Below are 17539 nucleotides of genomic sequence, written 5' to 3'. Positions count from 1 at the left end.
TGCCGTTTCTTTATCACGAATTTCCCCTACCATAATGATATTAGGGTCCTGACGCAAAATGGAACGCAAACCAGCCGCAAATGTTAATCCAACGTTTGGGTTCACTTGAATTTGATTGATACCTTCTAGCTGGTATTCCACTGGGTCTTCAACGGTAATCACATTGACCTCTTCTGTATTTAGCTTATTCAGAGCGGCATACAATGTGGACGACTTACCCGAACCGGTTGGACCGGTAATGAGGACGATTCCATTCGGCTGTTCAATCATTTCCTCAAAGCGTTTTAAATGGACTTTGTTAAATCCTAATTGATGCAAATCATTTAACGAGCTGCTTAAATCTAGAATCCGCATTACCACTTTTTCGCCATAAATCGTTGGCAGTGTTGACACACGCATATCAATGGGACGAAATTCGATATTCGTTTTAATACGTCCATCTTGAGGAATACGATGCTCGGTAATATCCAATTTGGCCAAAATTTTAATACGGGCAATTAACATACTTTGCATATGTTTAGGCAGTTGCCGCTCAATTCGTAGCCTTCCATCTATTCGGAACCGGATCGTGACCTTCGTATCTTGAGGGTCAATGTGAATATCACTCGCTTTTTCGGCAATCGCATTGGACAATAGCTGATTGACGAGACGAACAACTGGCGAGTCCTCATCCAGCTCTTCCTCACTTACTTTGTTCGTCTCTACTTCCGGCTGTAATAGTTCTTCAAACGATTCGTCCATATCATAATATTTATTAATCGTTCGAATAATATCGTCCTTTGTAGCAATCGCCGTTTCAATTTGAAAGCCAGTAGATAGCCGTAAATCTTCAATCGTGTAATAGTCCATTGGGTCTGCCATAGCGACAAATAAACGGCTGTCTTCTTTTTTCAATGGAATAATTAAATTTCTTTTTGCTACTTCTTTCGGAATTAACGATAGCAATTTCAGATCAATTGGATAGCGATACAGACTGACATGCGGAATACCTAATTGAAACTCTAGCACTTCAATTAATTGTAGCTCGGTAATGTATCCTTTTTGCAACAGAGCATCTCCTAGCTTTTGCCCTTCTGCTTTTTCCGTTAAGGCGCTTTGTAATTGCTCTGCCGTAATCAGTTTCGAATCAACTAATAAATCCCCTAGACGTTTTCTATGTTTACGCATGCTCATCACCTTTATTTAAGATTGGCATTTCCTGTATTGGTGGTCGCTTCTGTCTGCCCTTTTGGGGGTTGCGACGGCTTTTTATTTTCATTCACTTTATTCGGATCAGCCTTTTGATCTTTTCCACCATTTGGTTGAGCAGGCTTTTCGCTCGGCTTTGGCGCTGGTGGATTTAACGAGCTATGTTGTTCAATCCGATGAGTGGGCGGATAGAAATCCTCGGCTACTTTCTCTTCTTTTCGTTTCTTCAAAGCATCCGACGTTTCTCGGCACACCTCGATCGCCACACCTTTTGTTCCCGGTTCTTTCACAACCATCTTTCCATACGGTAATTGTGGAGTGAACTGCAAAATAGTCTTCGGTTGAAACATTTGTTTATTCTTTAACACAGCTTGATACGTATAAGTAAAAGGTACGCCTTTCAGTGCCCCATATAGCTTTCCATTCACTGCTTTCCACTCAATCGTATAATCTAGCAAATTACCATTCATAAAAATGAAATCTTGATCCTTCACTTCACTTACCTTCGCTTCATAGCCTAACTCTAAATAAGGTGGCAATTCAGCACTTTGATTTTTCTCGAAAATAAGGAAATTCGTTTCTAACACGATTTTGTATAATAGGGAAGCTAATTGATTTTTATCTTTCTCGCTTAACCCTGTACTTCCCGTTTCTCGCATCCATTCGTTAAAGGAAAACGCTCGATTGGATCGGATCGTCATTTGAGCATTTTGCTGAATAAAAGCTTGTAGCTCTTTACTCATCGCACTGTTTGTCATGATCGCTTCCGATACAATGGCTTGTTTGCTCGGTTCGCTTAAATAACGAGTCAAATCAATCACTGATTCTCCTGGCTGTAAAGTAGCCGCAGTTGCCTGAAGTTCTTGATCCAATCCATTAAAATCAAAGCTTTTTTCTTCAATAATTGGAAATTCACGCAAGACATCTTCTTTCACCTGTTCTTCTACTACGTCGGCGACTAATAAACCTGTCTCACCAGGAACAGCATTGTTGATCGATTCTTCCACAGAAAAATGAATCAGTGAAAGATCTAACGGTACGGATTTCTCCACATATTGTAGAGTAATCGTTTTGCTTTGCTGCCACTTTTCAATTTCATTATTGACAAGCTTCACAGAATCCCCTGCTGTTTGACCACCTAACTGTATTGGTCCAACGGTCGTCCCTTCTTCCAAAGCTGAGGAAGGATTAAATATCTTCTCATACGCATTAACGCCATAATATGAAAAACCAATTAAGTAGGCGGTGATTAAGCTGAAACTGATCGATGTTTTTAACATACTTGTTATTTTCATATTAGGAATCCCTATCTTCCCTTCTGCTTGGTGTCTTCACTGATAAGTGGTAGCTCCTCAAATAAATCCTCTAAATAATAATCATCCTCTGTTGATTTAACAGAGACATTAGGACGAACGGCCTCCTCCTCATCAACAACTAAATCACCCAGCGCTTGCACTTCTATTTCTCCCTCAGATGTCTCCCATAACGATTCGATCACATCGAGCTCTTCCTCTTCAGAAACAAGTGAGGCAGAGGATGCGCTTTCTGCGATGGCCTGTTCCTCATCTATTTGCTTTTCCGCCCGTAATGGAGTGATCGAAGCTTCCTCAATTTCGTCTACAGGCTGCCCAGCGGAAATAAACGCCTTAGTAGCATCAACCTTCACTAGATCAGCTACTGGTAGAAACCGCTCCTGTCGATAAATGTAGCCATGGAAGAGAACCGTAACAAAAGCGACGCACCCGAAAGCTAAAAGGCCGCTTTGCCATAGCGGAATGAAAGGTTGAGAAACAAGTAAAGCCCCCGCACTGATCAATGCTAGAAAAACGAATATCACTTTTCCTTTCCAATTCAGCTTCAATGGTAGCCATGGTAATAATGGAATAATTAGTATAAAAGCAATAATTAACAGCACGATTTCAATCATTTAAACGCCTCTCAAGTAGGTAATTTTTTGTTTATTCTTAATAAATTATAGTCCTTTAGGATCAAATACTATATAAGATATTGTATAATAAATGCAAGTAATTTGAAAGAAGGGAAAGATGAAACCTGTTGAAACATGTCAGATCGTGTGAAAAAGGCGTCACTTTGTTAGAGTTACTTTTGTCTCTAACGATACTTAGTATTGTCCTCTTGTCGGTGACACAGTTCTTTTATCAATCAGCGACGTTTAATCACTCGAACCAAAACAAGACGGTCGCATTAAACGTAGCTAGAAATGCCTTAATGTATATGGAAAAGCAAAATTTTATCGAGATGCGCCATTCGTTTGGAGATGTGATTGATAATAAAACAGAGGCGGATCAGCACTACTTTGAATTAATGATCTGTAATAATCAGTACGAATTAATAAACGGTAACGATGATTCAGAAGCTCCCCCCTCTTGTTCAAACATTATAGTAAACAATGAACCATACACTGTTTTCGTTTTTTCCGAACCAGTTGCGGAAGAAGGAAAGAAGAAGCATTATATTCCGATTAAAATCGAGGTGGAATGGGATAAAGATGGAAAGAAACAAACAACTGCATTGGATGGAACGATTAAAAGCGAGGATTTGCGATAATCGCGGAGTAACATTAGTCGAGCTGCTCGTCACATTGGTAATCCTTAGCATTCTTGTCCCTGTTGTGACCGGTGTGATGGTCGCAGGACAGAAAACTTTTATGAAACAAAGTAATGAAGTGCATTTTCGTGAAGATGCGGACTATGTCACTACCATGATCATGAATGAATTTTTCTCAACACCATTCGACTATGTGTCTACGTGTGACAACAAAAACACCTGTATCGAAATAGAAGATTCCAAACAGATCGGTCTATCAAAATATGAAAATAACTATAAAATTGAACAAACAGATAAAGCTGATTCATCGCCTCCAACCGAGATTAAAGTAATAACGGCGAACGACAAAGCGCAATTTGATATTGGTGGTGCCATCATGGAAACAGAATCTGACTTTGCTGGTTCGACCGTCCGCGTCGATTGCAGTAAAAACGAAGGGGAGAAATGTGTATCTGGAACGATTTCACTGAACTTACAGCTAACAAATCCCAACACAAAACAAACATTACGATTAGAAAGTAGGTTTGGTTTTTAAATGAATGTTCTCAAAAGCCAAAAAGGCAACACGCTTATTCTCGTGCTTCTAATGACGGTTATTTTCACTACAATTGGACTGGCGATTATTTCCTTTAGTATTGGAGGAACGAAAAGAACGAGCGTTAGAGAAGAGGAGATTAATAAAACATATGAAGCAATCAAAGTCATCGACCAAATCACCGCTGAATTGTCATTAAAGCTACAAAGTGATGACAATCAAATCTATATTCCTACTAATAACGAGAAGTTCAACACGTTGACTCCAGCGAATGTGTCACAGCGTCTTGAACAAATGATGACAGACTTGAAAACCGTTTATAAAAAACCAGAAAACGGTGTTGAAGAGATTACATTCACAGACATTACCGATGATTACAGCGTCGAAAGGGGCAACACATTAACGAGAGTGTATAGCCTGTCGGTAACGACAAAAACTCGTGAAGGCAATGGAAACATGACAAGAACGGCAAATAAAAGACTCATTTTCTCCCCTATCCCTAGCTTTTTGAAATATGCACTTGGATCGGAGAAGGGTGAATTATCATTAAATGGCTCCCCTCATATCGAAGGAAATATCTTCGCTAATCAATTAACGATTTCTGAGCAAGCCGAATTTTTGTTGTCCAAAGATCGCCAAGAACAAACAGCTACTCCTCTCCCGTCTATTTATGGGGATTTATATGCAGGGACCTATATGAATACTCAGTATGAAAGTGATGATTTTAATCTTGAAGAGATGCTAGCTGTCTTACAACCAGACCATTTCTATAAAGGGAAAGTACCCGATTTAAAACACGACAGTCAGTATCAGGAAATTCACTTTGATGATGCATTTAACGAGGAAAGAACTAGAGCTTTACATAAAGTGAATTTCTCGGAAAGCAGCAAAATCCAGATCATCGATAACCTCGCTACCAACATCGCTGGTGTTCCTCCTATTTTAGAGAATCAACTAACGATCAATAAAGAAACGGGAGAGAAAATACGCCCAGAATGGTTCGAATTAACAGACCCGTCTTTCGATCGCTTAGAACTTGAAGGAAACCTCAGACTCCTCCATTCAACGAAAGGTTTAGCATTAGGTGATGTATTTATCAATGGCGATTTAACGATCATAACTGATGGTGATCTTACATTAGACAATGTCTATACGACCGGAACGCTAAGAATCGTGAACAACGGTCACTTAACGATAAATGGCGAAGTTGTAGCCGGAAAATTGAGCATCGACAATCAACAGCAAATGCTCGTAAAAGGCGATATATATACGAGCGACGATTTCATTATTAAAGAAAATAGCGGCAGTATCGAATTTGAAAAAAAAGCGCAAGCAAGCGGTGAAATCTACGTCGACAATCAAAAGGAAGGCACTTTAGCTATGAACGACGGCCTTCTTACAGAAGATAAGTTAACTGTAATCAATAAAGGTAAGACAACAGTTACAGGCAATATCCTTTCAGCAAAAAACTTAACGATAACTAATGATGGGTCTTTAACTATAACTAATAATGAGTCTTTAACTTTACCAAATTATCTCTTCTCTTATGAAGCAATCAAGCTCGACCTATCTTCCACAACGAGGATCACAGGAGATATATTTTCAACTGCCTCAACGCAGCTGTTGATTAAAAACAATGCTCAGAAGGAAATCGTCTTTGAAGGGAATCTGTTTGCTGGTGCGGCTCCTGCTTATCCTGACGCTGTTAATGAAAAAATAATGTTAACGATTCAAGGAGATGCCCAAGGAGAAGAAAGCGCGGAAAATGATGTCTTTACAGCCAATGGCGTCATTTATTCATCGGATCGATCTCAAATTTCAAATTTAAAGATTGAAGGTAAACAAGACGGTCAGTTAGTCCTTTTATCAAAAGGAAAGCTATTAATTACTCGTATTAACGAATTTAGTAACTTCGATCCCTCTAAAGAGGATGATGATATTTATTTGCCCGCTGAAACAGGGGTGTCTCACCCATTAAAACTAAAAGGCTTCTTTTATACGGATGATACGGCAGAATTATACGGTGTAGGCTCCCTCTTCTATATTGAAGGCGGCTTATTTTCAAAAAATGAGTTAACGATCAATGCTCTTCGCGGTGAAGTGACAGATATTCATCATGCGATGTCGAAGTCTGTCCAACAGCAAGAAGATTATTACTCACGCTTTATCGTTGATTATAACGATGAAATCTTGCTACAAAATTTTGACGCCTTACCGAAAGTCAAATACTTATCGATTTATAGTGCAGAATTAACCGTAGAATAGGCACGACAAAACCCCCGAAGAGTCACTTCGAGGGTTTTTGTCTAGAAAAATAAGTCATTTAATTACCATTTGGAGTCTAAGTCCCCATCAACAGATGGATGATTACCTACTTCAAATACAGCGGTATCTTGTAAAGTTTCAACAAATGTTCCATCCTGCTTACGTCGTTCAGCTGTTGCAGTGAGCGTTGCATAGCCCACTCCAACGGGTTGGATCCACCAAGAGCCGTCCTCTTTCTGTATGACTTTAATGACCTTCTCATTCGTTGAACTCACCGATGTAATACTTTTATTTGTGGCATTTGAAGGCAAGTAATCGATTAAAGTTTCAACCGCGATCCAGTCGGTCTGTGCATCATCATTATACGTCCACTTCGGTTGTTTAAATTGAATGTCCGTTAACTCTATAAACTTACTTTTTATTTTCACAGGGACTTCAACACTTACCTTTGGATTAGATACGGAAGTGATCACTAGTTTCGTTTCGCCAGGTTTGATCCCATTAATTCGTCCACCCATCTGATCGCCATTTGGAATCACTTCTGCTAAATTTGTGTTGTTAATGATTGCCGTCCATTCTTGATTACCTACATGTTCAGGTAACATTTTGACTGTAAACCCTGCAAATTCATCCTCGTATACTTCTATTACTGAAGGGTTTACTTCAATTCCTTCCACTAATTTAACAATTTCGACTGTCTTTGTCACCGGATTATGATCGATAGTGAACCCACCGCTCGTACGAACCTCCATCACGACTTGGCCGATATATTCGTCTGGAATTTGGATCGCTTGCTTCGGATCAAACACGGTCCAATCGGTCGATTGACTGTTATTTACGAGACGATATTCATAGATTACATCTTTACCTGCGACAAGATCAGACACTTTAAAGGAGACTGGCCCAGGTGTTTTCGCTCCGTCAGCTAATCGCTTCCCTGTTGGATTCTCTATCACTTCAAAATTAGTTTTCATATTTAGTAACGCTTTAGTGTCGTCATGATAAAGAATGCGGATCTTTTCCCCTTGATTAACAAACTCCATCCCTTTCACTGGCTTGTTGAGCAAACCATATTCATTAGGAAAGTCTGTTTCAGCTAGTAATTCGTTTGTCTGTTCGCTATATTTTTGAATTTTCCCTGTGTAATCCCCTACATATTTGATGTCTTTCCTGAAGTCAAACTCATCCAAAAATACTCTCATATTAATCAATTTCGGGGAGACTGATAAGGTTTGTGATCGCTCTTTAAATCGCGAATCATAATAATCAATCGTCGCTCGCGGCATCGTCACATATCCCATCGCATAATCCGCCTGCAGTTTCACTTGAACGATTACATCTTTTGGCGTAAATGAACTGCCTTTGTAAGTGAAATCCTCATTTAAGGTGATCTCCAGTACTCGTTTTCCATTCTTCGTGATTTCCTTAGAGGTCGCTCCACGCGGACTCATAGGGCTTCCTACAACACTCACACCATCTGGTAAAGGCTGGTACATGATCATTTTGCTTATTGTACCTGTCACTTGTTGATTCGTTTGGTTGGTTGGTGTCAATGTATACTTTATCGAGAACTGGTTGCTTTCCCCATTGACCATTCCGTCCTTCCATAAATCATCGGCAGAATAGTGTTTATTGCCTGCAATCTCTACCTTGTTTTCAAAAACAGGTGCGGTTTCGTCTTTAATTTCGATTTGGATCGGATCATGTAAAATAGAATGCGCTTTACCATTCAAATCTTTATACTTTAAATGAATTTGATCAAACGTATAGATTCCTTTTTCCGAAAATGTTAACGGAAGAGAAGCTTGAATGAGTTGCGGAATCGGCTGTTTATTAGCAGGATAGGTCGCATTAAATTTAATATGAGCCACGTTATCTGCATCGACATAAGCATCGGCTCCTGTATCGACCTTCACCTTGCCGCCAAACTGATTTAAATCAATAGTCACTTCCCCATCTATTGCCGGAGAGTCAAAGCGCTGAGAAATATCGGTAAACACATTCGTTAAATTACCTGGCTTTGCTTCAATCGCATATCCACCTGTTTTTTTAGACATTTCATCAAGGAGCTCGTAATTGACTTCCCCTTCTTGCGAAAAAGCAATCGTGTACATCGTCACGCCTGATCGTCCGACTTGATCCGCTGTATTTCTTGCTTCGCGATGAATAATGCTCTCGACATCTTTATAAGAGGCTCCACGATTTCCAATACTCGCTTGTCCATTCGTATATAATACATGTCTTTTTCCGTTGTAATCTAAAACGGTCGGCTCTCCATCTGTTAAAAAGATGATATACTTTTTACTATCACGCATGGCGGATAATTGACTGATCGCATATTGCAATGATTGACTATAGTTGGTCCCGCCATCACTGGAATCAAAATAGCGCCCCCACCAATCTTTTCTCACTAAAGAATCGACTACATTTTCAATATTTGCTAAATCTTCAGTCGGATATACGCCATAATTCCCTTTATAACTAACGTCGCTATCAAACGGAACAAAATAATAGCGATCGTCACTCTGGGCACTTTCCTTAAAGAATTTCACAGCTTGCTGGGCTGCCTTCTGTGCCCATACCGACCTTCTTTCATTGTTCCATTGTGCTTTCATTGATCCAGAAGTATCATGAACAAATACGACATCAATCGGCTTTCTCTGTTCATCCTTCACCATTCCAGTCGGCTTAATTTCAACGTCCAAACGCCCTTTTGCCAACTGATTAACCGGCTTCACATATTCAGGTGCGGATGGCTGAACCGAAAATTCGACTCCAACGTCCGATGTAGCGCCGTTAACGACTTTCACTGTTACTTTAGGATGCGTCAGAATCGTTCCATTGTATTGTAATTCAATATTATTAAAAGTGTACGTTCCCGCTTTTTTGAAGATTAATGGTAAGGAATCGATTTGATTGTTTAATAGATTACTAGCATTAAATTGGAAGTTGAACGAATATTCCCTGCTGGAATTCCCTTCCCATGCCACATTACTTCCAGCCGCTGTTCCATCTTCCATCGTCACTTCATCTAGATGGACCTTTACTGTACCAGCGCCTGAAACAGCCATCGTTTCCTTAGCAATATCTTCATAAACCGTTGGAGCATCGGCTGCGTTTGGACTGTATACTTGCCCTCCCGTTTGAGTAGAAAGCTCTTCTAAAAACCGATAGTGAGAGGAATTATTGCTACTATTATTTAAAGCAATACTATGCAAGACAATATTTTCTTGTTTGAATTGACGAGCAATGGCAAGAGCCGCTTCTTGATTACTATTCCCCTTCGCATTCCCGTCAGAAAGAAAGATCACGTACTTTCGATTGGCCTTTCCGTTCTGCAAGTAAGCAAGTGCTTCATTTAAAGCCGGCGCATAGTTATTGTCTCCTGAGCTGTAATCTTCAATATCACTTACCGCCGCTCTAATCTTTGCTAACCCTTCCGTCGGTTTCACCTTGCCTTTATTACTCACATCCGTATCAAAAGGGACAAAATAAAAGCGATCTTGTGAGTCGCTATTTTTCTCAAAATAGTCGATCGCCTTTAATAGCGATTGTTTCGCCACGACACTTTTGATTTGTTTATCTACTTTCTGGTTCATCCACTTAGATGTCTCATGTACAAACACGACATCTGCGGACCCCTTATGAGAAGGTGGGGAAATTTCCATGTTAAGAGAAGCTTTTGCTACACCTGATGGGGATAGCTGCACTTCATGAGCTGACGGCGTCACACTAAAGCTTATATGAGGATTTGTTGCTGCATTTGATCGGAGCGAATATGGTGTATAAAAAATAGTGGATAACACTAACAGCATAACGATGAAATATTTGAACATTACTGAATTTTTGACCATCTATTTTCCCTCCTTAAGTATCATTTTTCTCTCGCTGCTCCTTTAATTATACCAACACTCGATTGTGATTAGTAGTCATTTTTTCCTATTTTTAAGCATTAAAAATAAGAGAGGATACACATTTGTTCCTCTCTCTATTGAAGACTAAAACAGCTTTTTCACCTCAGAAATAAAATAAAGCGAACCCGTTACGACAAAAATACGCTCCTTTTGTCTACTATGTTGAAATTCCTTGATACATTCCTCCCAATCCGCTCTCCAAACCGTTTGCTCATTTAGCAATGGTTCAAATTCTTCGTAGCCAGCCGCTCTCGGAAAATCGAACGTAGTAAAAATAACCGTGTCAGCCACTTCCGTAAGCGAGGAAATCATTTCATCTAGTTTTTTATCCTTTAATCCAGCGAACAATGCTGTGATTTGGCTATCTGGATAACGTGCCTGTAATGAATCAGATAATGCTTTCATGCCTTCTGGATTATGAGCGCCATCAAGCAGAATCACTGGCTGATGGCACACTTGCTCCATTCGACCTGGCCAACAAGCCGCTTCAAGTCCCTCGCGGATATGTGATTCTTCGATGAAAAAGGAGGAGAAGTTTTTTAAATAAAGCGTCGCCATCACAGCAAGTGCCGCATTGTCGGTTTGGTGCAATCCATTTAAACCAGTGTGTAGAGACTCCATATTCGCCAATTCAGAGTGAAAATGAAAGGCTTCACCTGTCGAAAGTGACTGCTGCCACTCGCCTTGAAACTGCTCTCCCAGTTGATAAACGGTTGATTTCTGATCGGCTGCTCGCTTAGAAATTACTGCTTTCGCTTCCTCTTGTTTCACACCACTAATGATCGGAACACCACTTTTAATGATTCCTGCTTTTTCAAAGGCAATCTCTTCTAGCGTATTACCTAAAAATTGCATATGATCCATACCGATCGTTGTAATGATAGAAAGAAGTGGCTGAATGACATTTGTTGAATCCAGTCGTCCGCCTAGCCCTACTTCAAATAGGACGATATCGACAGGATGAACATCGGCAAAATAATAGAAAGCCATCGCCGTAATCACTTCAAATTCACTCGGTCCACCAAGCTCTGTCTGCTCAAGTTCCTCGGCTAGCGGCTTGATTACATTGACGAGCTGAGTCAATTCGTCATCGGTAATCGGGATTCCATTAACGCTAATTCGCTCATTGAATTGTTCAATGTAAGGAGAGGTGAACGTACCGATTTCATAACCAGCTGCTTGCAAAATCGAACGCATGTAAGTAACCGTCGATCCCTTGCCATTCGTTCCGCCAATATGTATCGTTTTCAGTCGTCGTTCTGGATGATTCATCCTTTCCATTAACCATTCCATTCGTAACAACCCTGGCTTAATGCCCATTTGTAGACGACTGTGAATCCAATTTAATGCTTCTTGGTGAGTGTGTATCATTTGAACGTCCTCCATCTATATGAAAAGACGAATCTGTACACGATATACAGATTCGTCCTAGAGCCACCGCTCTTATTGCTTTAATTCATTCATGCGTGCTTCTACTGCCGCACGTTTTTCTAAGTAGTCTTGTTCTTTCGCACGTTCTTCATCGACTACTTTTTGTGGTGCTTTGCTTATGAAGCGCTCGTTGCCTAATTTTTTCTGAACGCGTTCCACTTCGCTATTCCATTTATCCCACTCTTTTTGTAGACGAGCAATTTCTTCCTCGATGTTGATTAACCCCTCAAGTGGTAAAATTAATTCCGCACCCGTAACAACAGCGGTCATCGCTTTATCAGGAGCAACCGCATCGACAGAAATTGTCAGTTCTTCTGGGTTACAGAAGCGTTCGACATATGCACGGTTATATTCAAGTACAGAAAGAACAGCTTCATCTTTCGCTTTGATCGTTAACTTAATTTGCTTGCTCATTGGCGTATTCACTTCGGCACGGATGTTACGAACAGCGCGAATAATATCCACTAATAGCTTCATATCACTCGCCGCTTTTTCATCCGATAATTCCGGGCGCACTTCTGGCCATTTTGCTGTGACGATCGTTTCACCATCATGCGGAAGGTTTTGCCAAATTTCTTCTGTAATAAACGGCATAAATGGATGTAAAAGACGCATCGTATTATCAAGCACATAAGCAAGAATTGAACGAGTCGTTTTCTTCGCTGCTTCATCTTCTCCGTACAATGGCAGCTTCGCCATTTCGATATACCAATCACAGAAATCATCCCAAATGAAGTTGTATAGCACGCGACCAACTTCACCGAACTCATAACGATCAGCAAGCTTTGTCACCGTTTCAATTGTTTCATTTAGTCTTGTTAAAATCCATTTATCTGCAACGGACATTTCACCGCTTAAATCGATTTCTTCATATTTTAATCCGTCCATATTCATTAAAGCGAAACGAGACGCATTCCAAATTTTATTGGCAAAGTTCCAAATCGATTCTACTTTTTCCACTGAGAAACGAAGGTCTTGACCTGGTGAACTTCCTGTCGATAAGAAATAACGTAGGGAATCTGCTCCGTACTTATCGATCACTTCCATCGGATCGACACCGTTTCCTAATGATTTACTCATTTTACGACCTTCTGCATCGCGAACAAGTCCATGAATTAATACATCTTTAAATGGACGCTCACCTGTAAACTCTAATCCTTGGAAGATCATACGAGATACCCAGAAGAAGATGATATCATAGCCAGTGACTAATGCACCTGTTGGATAGTAACGTTTAAAGTCTGTTGCCTCTTCATTTGGCCAGCCCATTGTAGAAAATGGCCATAAAGCCGAGCTGAACCACGTATCAAGTACATCAGTATCTTGCTCCCAGTTTTCGATATCTGCTGGCGCTTCATGACCAACAAACACTTCGCCTGTTTCTTTATGATACCAAGCAGGAATGCGGTGACCCCACCAAAGTTGACGAGAAATACACCAATCACGAATGTTTTCCATCCAGTGTAAGTATGTTTTCTCAAAGCGATCAGGAACGAAGTGAACTTTCTCTTCCTTCTCTTGTAGAGCAATCGCTTCATCTGCTAACGGCTGCATTTTAACAAACCATTGTGTAGATAAATATGGTTCAACAACGGCGCCGCTTCGCTCAGAGTGACCAACGGAATGCATATGTTCTTCAATGTTGAACAACACCCCTTGCTCTTGTAAATCTTTCACGATTTGTTTACGGCACTCAAAGCGATCCATTCCTTTATACGTGCCAGCCAAATCATTCATCGTTCCATCTTCATTCATGACAAGCACGCGCTCTAGGTCATGACGATTACCGATTTCAAAGTCATTCGGGTCATGCGCTGGCGTAATTTTCACTGCGCCTGAACCGAATTCCATATCAACATAATCATCACCAACGATTGGAATTTCACGGCCAACGATTGGTAAAATAACTGTCTTACCGATTAAATGTTTATAACGCTCATCTTCTGGATGGACAGCAACCGCTGTATCCCCAAGCATCGTTTCTGGACGAGTTGTCGCAATTTCAATATGTCCACTGCCATCAGCAAGCGGATATTTCATATGATAGAACGCGCCTTGAACGTCTTTATAAATAACCTCAATATCAGATAAAGCTGTTTTTGTCGCTGGGTCCCAGTTAATAATGTACTCCCCGCGGTAAATTAATCCTTTATTATATAAAGAAACGAATACTTCACGAACGGCTTTTGACAAGCCTTCATCTAATGTGAAACGCTCACGGCTATAATCTAAACCTAAGCCAAGCTTAGCCCATTGCTGACGAATAAAACCGGCATAATCCTCTTTCCATTTCCACGCTTCTTCTAAAAATTTCTCACGACCAAGATCATAGCGCGACTTTCCTTCTTCACGTAGCTTTTGCTCCACTTTCGCTTGCGTTGCAATTCCCGCATGGTCCATACCTGGTAACCATAGCACATCATAGCCTTGCATCCGCTTCATGCGCGTTAAAATATCTTGTAACGTCGTATCCCAAGCATGTCCAAGGTGTAGCTTTCCTGTAACGTTTGGCGGTGGAATGACAATCGTATAAGGCTCCTTCGTTTGATCATCCTTCGCTTCAAACACCTTGCTATTCACCCACCAGTCATAGCGCCCTTGCTCGATCGACTGTGGATCATACTTTGTCGGCATTGTTAATTCATTGTTTTCCATTCGATGTTCCTCCTTTATTTACAGCCTGCTTTTTTGCCCACAAAAAAACTCCTCTCGCCAAAAGGACGAAGGAGTTGTTCGCGGTGCCACCTTTTTTCACGAATGGCTGTTGCAGGCACATTCGGCTCTCAATCCAATAACGGCTGGTAACCGACTTCTGCTACTAACGTTCACAGAAGCAGCTCGCGGGTGACATTCTGATGGGCTTATCGGAAAACCTTTCAGCCATGAGTTTTCTCTCTGCTCGACTTGCTGTTCATCATACTATTCCCGGTCTTTGCTTTTTGTTATTACTCATATCTTATCGAAAAACAGGTATTTTCGTCAATCATTATTGCCATCATTTTTCATGTTTACTCACGAAGATTTACTTTCTTTCATACATATAATAATAATAAAAAGGAAAAGTAGGTGGTAATGATGAGAAGAAGATATAATCCGTATACCCTTCCACCTTGGCTACGAAAATGCCGCGCGATCTGTTCGCAATTAGCCGTCCCCTTTTGTCTGTTTCAAGGAATCCGAACACTATTTTTCCCGACTACTTTTGATGTTATTATACTGGCCGTTTTCATTTTACTAGCTGTTGCTCTTTATCTGGAATGGATTTAGGGACTGTCTCTATTCAATAGAGTTACAGTCCCTCGTTATTTTTTGAGTTAGGTTGGATGAGAAAGTATTCAATATTTTTCAGCTGCCAATGTTGCCTTTGCAGTTTTTTCGTAAATTGACGTTCGCTATATCTTCTCGAGCGAGTAAAGTACGCAGAAACCGTTTCATACATCGCTCCCGGATAGGCTAGATAACTATGAAGCAATAGCTTCTCTTCCTTCTTTAACGGAAAATGCCCCATGTAATAAGTAAATTGTTCAATTTCGGCATCTGCTTTTTTCGGAAAGGTGGCGAGAGAATGGGCAAAGTATGGAACGAGATCATGAATCGGCGTTGCTGGTCGAGATTGCTCTAAGCTAATAAAATAGCCCATGCCTTGACGATCTAAAATAAAATGATCTAACGCCAAATTCCCATGCACTTGAACCGTTCTCACCTTTTTATGCTCCTTCGTTTCCTCCATCCATTCTTTCAGCTTTTCCTTTGCGTACACATATGCCATCGTGATGTCATGATAATATAAGGCGTACTGAAGACTAAACGGTGACATGTACGTCTCTTTCTCAGCTAAAGTGATATATTGCTCTAAGTGCTCTTCTTGCCGTTCCCACATCTGTTTCATCTGTTCATAATGTTTAAGTCTTTCTTCTGGCTCTACCTCTATTTCTTTAGAAGATAATAAATGAAGCCTAGCTGTTTCTCGCAGCATTTGCTTCTCTTTTAAAATCGTGTCGCGATCATTGCTTCCTTCGACCCATGGCATTAAATAATAAATATGATGGCCTTCAAGAATGCCGTATCGACCGTCTCGCGCTGGATAGACAGGCACAAAATGATGATAACCTGATTGATACAATCGTTGCATGCTGTGAAGAAAATACATCCCGCGCGTAGCTAGTATTCTTTTTAACGCAAAATTTCCTTTATCAGTATATATTTTTTGGATACGACCGAATGATTCCATATATTTAGGCTGTAAATCATATTGTTTCCATACATCTGAAAAGGGCTGTTCCACACGCTTCACCCGCTTTGTCAAAAAGTAAGGCTGTCCCACGATGAGACAGCCAGACTATTTATTTACTGACCTTCTCATGGCTCGGAATGTAGAGCACTTGGCCTTCGGTGATTGATTGATGAGCTTCTAACTTATTTTCTTTGACGATATCCGCTACGAGTAGCCCATAACGTTCAGCTAGCTTTTGTAATGTATCATCCTTTTGTACAAGGCACACTTTCCAAGTGACTGGTTCATCCTCTTCTTTTCTCGCAAAAAAGTCCGCTAACGACATTGTTTCCGTTTGCTTAAAGCTAAATGATTTTTTCTTTTTTGGCTCAGGCGCTGGTGTTTCCTCTTGACTCTCTAACATCTCGCTACTCTCCATTTCTTCGTTCACCACTGGACTGCTACTTTCTTCCTCTTGTTCAATCATTTCGCTATTCTCAACTTGTTGGGTCTCTTTCATTTCTTCTCTTTTTTGGATTGTTGAAATGACGGTGTTTTCTATTTCTTGATCAGCCTCATTCGGTTTTCTTTTGACCTCTACAGCAAAATCAGCTTCTTCCTGTTCATCAGTAATCGGTTCTAAATCGAGCGTAACCATGGAAAACTCTAGTTCATCCGCTACTTCTTCCTCTGCGGACTCGCTTACACCTTGTTGTTCTTCTCCAAACTCCTCTAATGCTACTGGAACGACTGGCTCTTCAGTTGCTACTTGATCACGTTCTTCTTCTAACAGTTCTGGTTCTTGCGGTCGATGCGTTTGCTGTTCACCATAAATGCCCGAGATCGATAAATCCACCGTTAGCTTTAAGTCACCTTTTTGCGGAAGTTCATAGTCAAAGGAATCAATATAAATTTCCACTTCCTCTAGCCGCTCAATCCGATTTTTAGGAATGGTAATGTCAATCGGAAACGGATGAAAAAATTCGCATTCATGCTCATTTCGTTCTAATACTTGCTGAACATATTTAACCGACTGGTTACTTTCACTATCTGTCTCCTCGGCTATAGCTGGCTGATATTCTCCAGAAAGCTCTAAACAGCCATGCAAGCGGACAAATTGATCTTGCTCTTCCATTTGTATTTGCGGATCAAGCGAAATCGAGTATAACTCCTCTACCTCCTGCCCGCGATCAAATCGAATCGTTTCTTCTAAGGAAAATCGTAAATACGACTGATCTTGAGAAGTCACGCTTATTCCTCCCTCCAATAAATGCAACTTTCAGCAAATGATTAATAAGGCTCTCTTCATTCGAATGTATGCTTTTTAAAAGAGGAATATGCTTTTTCTCGTTCGCTCAGCTCTCTCACGACAAAAAAGACTGTCTTCGAGTAAACATAGTCACTATGCTCGAAGACAGTCCTAAA

At 40.5% G+C, this 17539-nt stretch carries 12 protein-coding genes and 1 other annotated feature; of the genes, 4 read left to right on the top strand and 8 right to left on the bottom strand.

What is annotated here, in order from left to right; genetic code table 11:
- The 3 genes from CEF22_RS06395 to CEF22_RS06385 all read right to left on the bottom strand — a co-directional run.
- Positions 1 to 1173, bottom strand: a 1173-nt coding sequence (locus CEF22_RS06395; RefSeq protein ID WP_100403929.1) for a GspE/PulE family protein, incomplete at its 3' end; no start/stop codon positions are given.
- Positions 1174 to 1178: 5 nt separating this feature from the next.
- Positions 1179 to 2483 (bottom strand): hypothetical protein, encoded by a 1305-nt coding sequence (locus CEF22_RS06390; protein ID WP_100402202.1) that lies wholly within the window; start codon positions 2481 to 2483, stop codon positions 1179 to 1181.
- A gap of 11 nt (positions 2484 to 2494) precedes the next feature.
- Positions 2495 to 3115 (bottom strand): hypothetical protein, encoded by a 621-nt coding sequence (locus tag CEF22_RS06385; RefSeq protein WP_100402201.1) that lies wholly within the window; start codon positions 3113 to 3115, stop codon positions 2495 to 2497.
- Between the two features lie 128 nt (positions 3116 to 3243).
- Here CEF22_RS06385 and CEF22_RS06380 point away from each other — a divergent pair, with 128 nt between their 5' ends.
- From CEF22_RS06380 to CEF22_RS06370, 3 genes are read left to right on the top strand one after another with little or no spacing between them, the layout of a single operon-like run.
- Complete coding sequence (locus CEF22_RS06380) at positions 3244 to 3756, top strand: prepilin-type N-terminal cleavage/methylation domain-containing protein (protein WP_157843184.1); 513 nt, start codon at positions 3244 to 3246, stop codon at positions 3754 to 3756.
- Positions 3698 to 4291, top strand: a complete 594-nt coding sequence (locus CEF22_RS06375; RefSeq protein ID WP_157843183.1) for a PilW family protein — start codon at positions 3698 to 3700, stop codon at positions 4289 to 4291. Before CEF22_RS06380 ends, CEF22_RS06375 begins: the two co-directional genes overlap by 59 nt.
- Positions 4292 to 6556, top strand: coding sequence for a hypothetical protein (locus tag CEF22_RS06370; protein ID WP_100402198.1), 2265 nt, complete (start codon positions 4292 to 4294; stop codon positions 6554 to 6556). It begins immediately after the preceding gene.
- Positions 6557 to 6618: 62 nt separating this feature from the next.
- On the opposite strand, the gene CEF22_RS06365 is transcribed toward CEF22_RS06370, so the two are convergent.
- The 3 genes from CEF22_RS06365 to CEF22_RS06355 form a co-directional block, all read right to left on the bottom strand.
- On the bottom strand, positions 6619 to 10410 hold the full coding sequence (locus CEF22_RS06365; RefSeq protein ID WP_100402197.1) for a vWA domain-containing protein: 3792 nt from the start codon (positions 10408 to 10410) through the stop codon (positions 6619 to 6621).
- 144 nt (positions 10411 to 10554) lie between these two features.
- On the bottom strand, positions 10555 to 11841 hold the full coding sequence (locus CEF22_RS06360) for a bifunctional folylpolyglutamate synthase/dihydrofolate synthase (RefSeq protein WP_100402196.1): 1287 nt from the start codon (positions 11839 to 11841) through the stop codon (positions 10555 to 10557).
- Between the two features lie 72 nt (positions 11842 to 11913).
- Entirely contained in the window at positions 11914 to 14556 is a 2643-nt protein-coding gene (locus CEF22_RS06355; protein WP_100402195.1) for a valine--tRNA ligase, read from the bottom strand.
- A gap of 58 nt (positions 14557 to 14614) precedes the next feature.
- Positions 14615 to 14843 (bottom strand) — a binding site (T-box leader).
- A 133-nt stretch (positions 14844 to 14976) separates the two neighbouring features.
- On the opposite strand from CEF22_RS06355, the gene CEF22_RS18815 reads away from it, so the two are divergent.
- Positions 14977 to 15168, top strand: a complete 192-nt coding sequence (locus CEF22_RS18815; RefSeq protein ID WP_100402194.1) for a hypothetical protein — start codon at positions 14977 to 14979, stop codon at positions 15166 to 15168.
- 22 nt (positions 15169 to 15190) lie between these two features.
- Here CEF22_RS18815 and ysxE read toward each other — a convergent pair whose 3' ends face one another.
- The gene (gene ysxE / locus CEF22_RS06345; protein ID WP_157843182.1) at positions 15191 to 16186 is read right to left on the bottom strand and encodes a spore coat protein YsxE; all 996 of its coding nucleotides are present in this window, start codon (positions 16184 to 16186) and stop codon (positions 15191 to 15193) included.
- Between the two features lie 58 nt (positions 16187 to 16244).
- Entirely contained in the window at positions 16245 to 17363 is a 1119-nt protein-coding gene (gene spoVID / locus CEF22_RS06340) for a stage VI sporulation protein D (RefSeq protein ID WP_157843181.1), read from the bottom strand.
- Positions 17364 to 17539: the final 176 nt, after the last annotated feature.

It is taken from the genome of Bacillus sp. FJAT-42315 (assembly GCF_002797375.1).
Lineage (GTDB): Bacteria > Bacillota > Bacilli > Bacillales > Domibacillaceae > Bacillus_CE.
This window is presented reverse-complemented; position numbering and strand designations above follow the sequence as displayed.

Excerpts from the sequence above, each read along its gene's own strand:
- CEF22_RS06360 (WP_100402196.1), bottom strand. The coding sequence starts at position 11,841 with ATGATACACACTCACCAAGAAGCATTAAATTGGATTCACAGTCGTCTA.
- CEF22_RS06375 (WP_157843183.1), top strand. The coding sequence starts at position 3,698 with ATGGAAAGAAACAAACAACTGCATTGGATGGAACGATTAAAAGCGAGG.
- CEF22_RS18815 (WP_100402194.1), top strand. The coding sequence starts at position 14,977 with ATGAGAAGAAGATATAATCCGTATACCCTTCCACCTTGGCTACGAAAA.
- CEF22_RS06390 (WP_100402202.1), bottom strand. The coding sequence starts at position 2,483 with ATGAAAATAACAAGTATGTTAAAAACATCGATCAGTTTCAGCTTAATC.
- CEF22_RS06385 (WP_100402201.1), bottom strand. The coding sequence starts at position 3,115 with ATGATTGAAATCGTGCTGTTAATTATTGCTTTTATACTAATTATTCCA.
- CEF22_RS06365 (WP_100402197.1), bottom strand. The coding sequence starts at position 10,410 with ATGGTCAAAAATTCAGTAATGTTCAAATATTTCATCGTTATGCTGTTA.
- CEF22_RS06355 (WP_100402195.1), bottom strand. The coding sequence starts at position 14,556 with ATGGAAAACAATGAATTAACAATGCCGACAAAGTATGATCCACAGTCG.
- CEF22_RS06370 (WP_100402198.1), top strand. The coding sequence starts at position 4,292 with ATGAATGTTCTCAAAAGCCAAAAAGGCAACACGCTTATTCTCGTGCTT.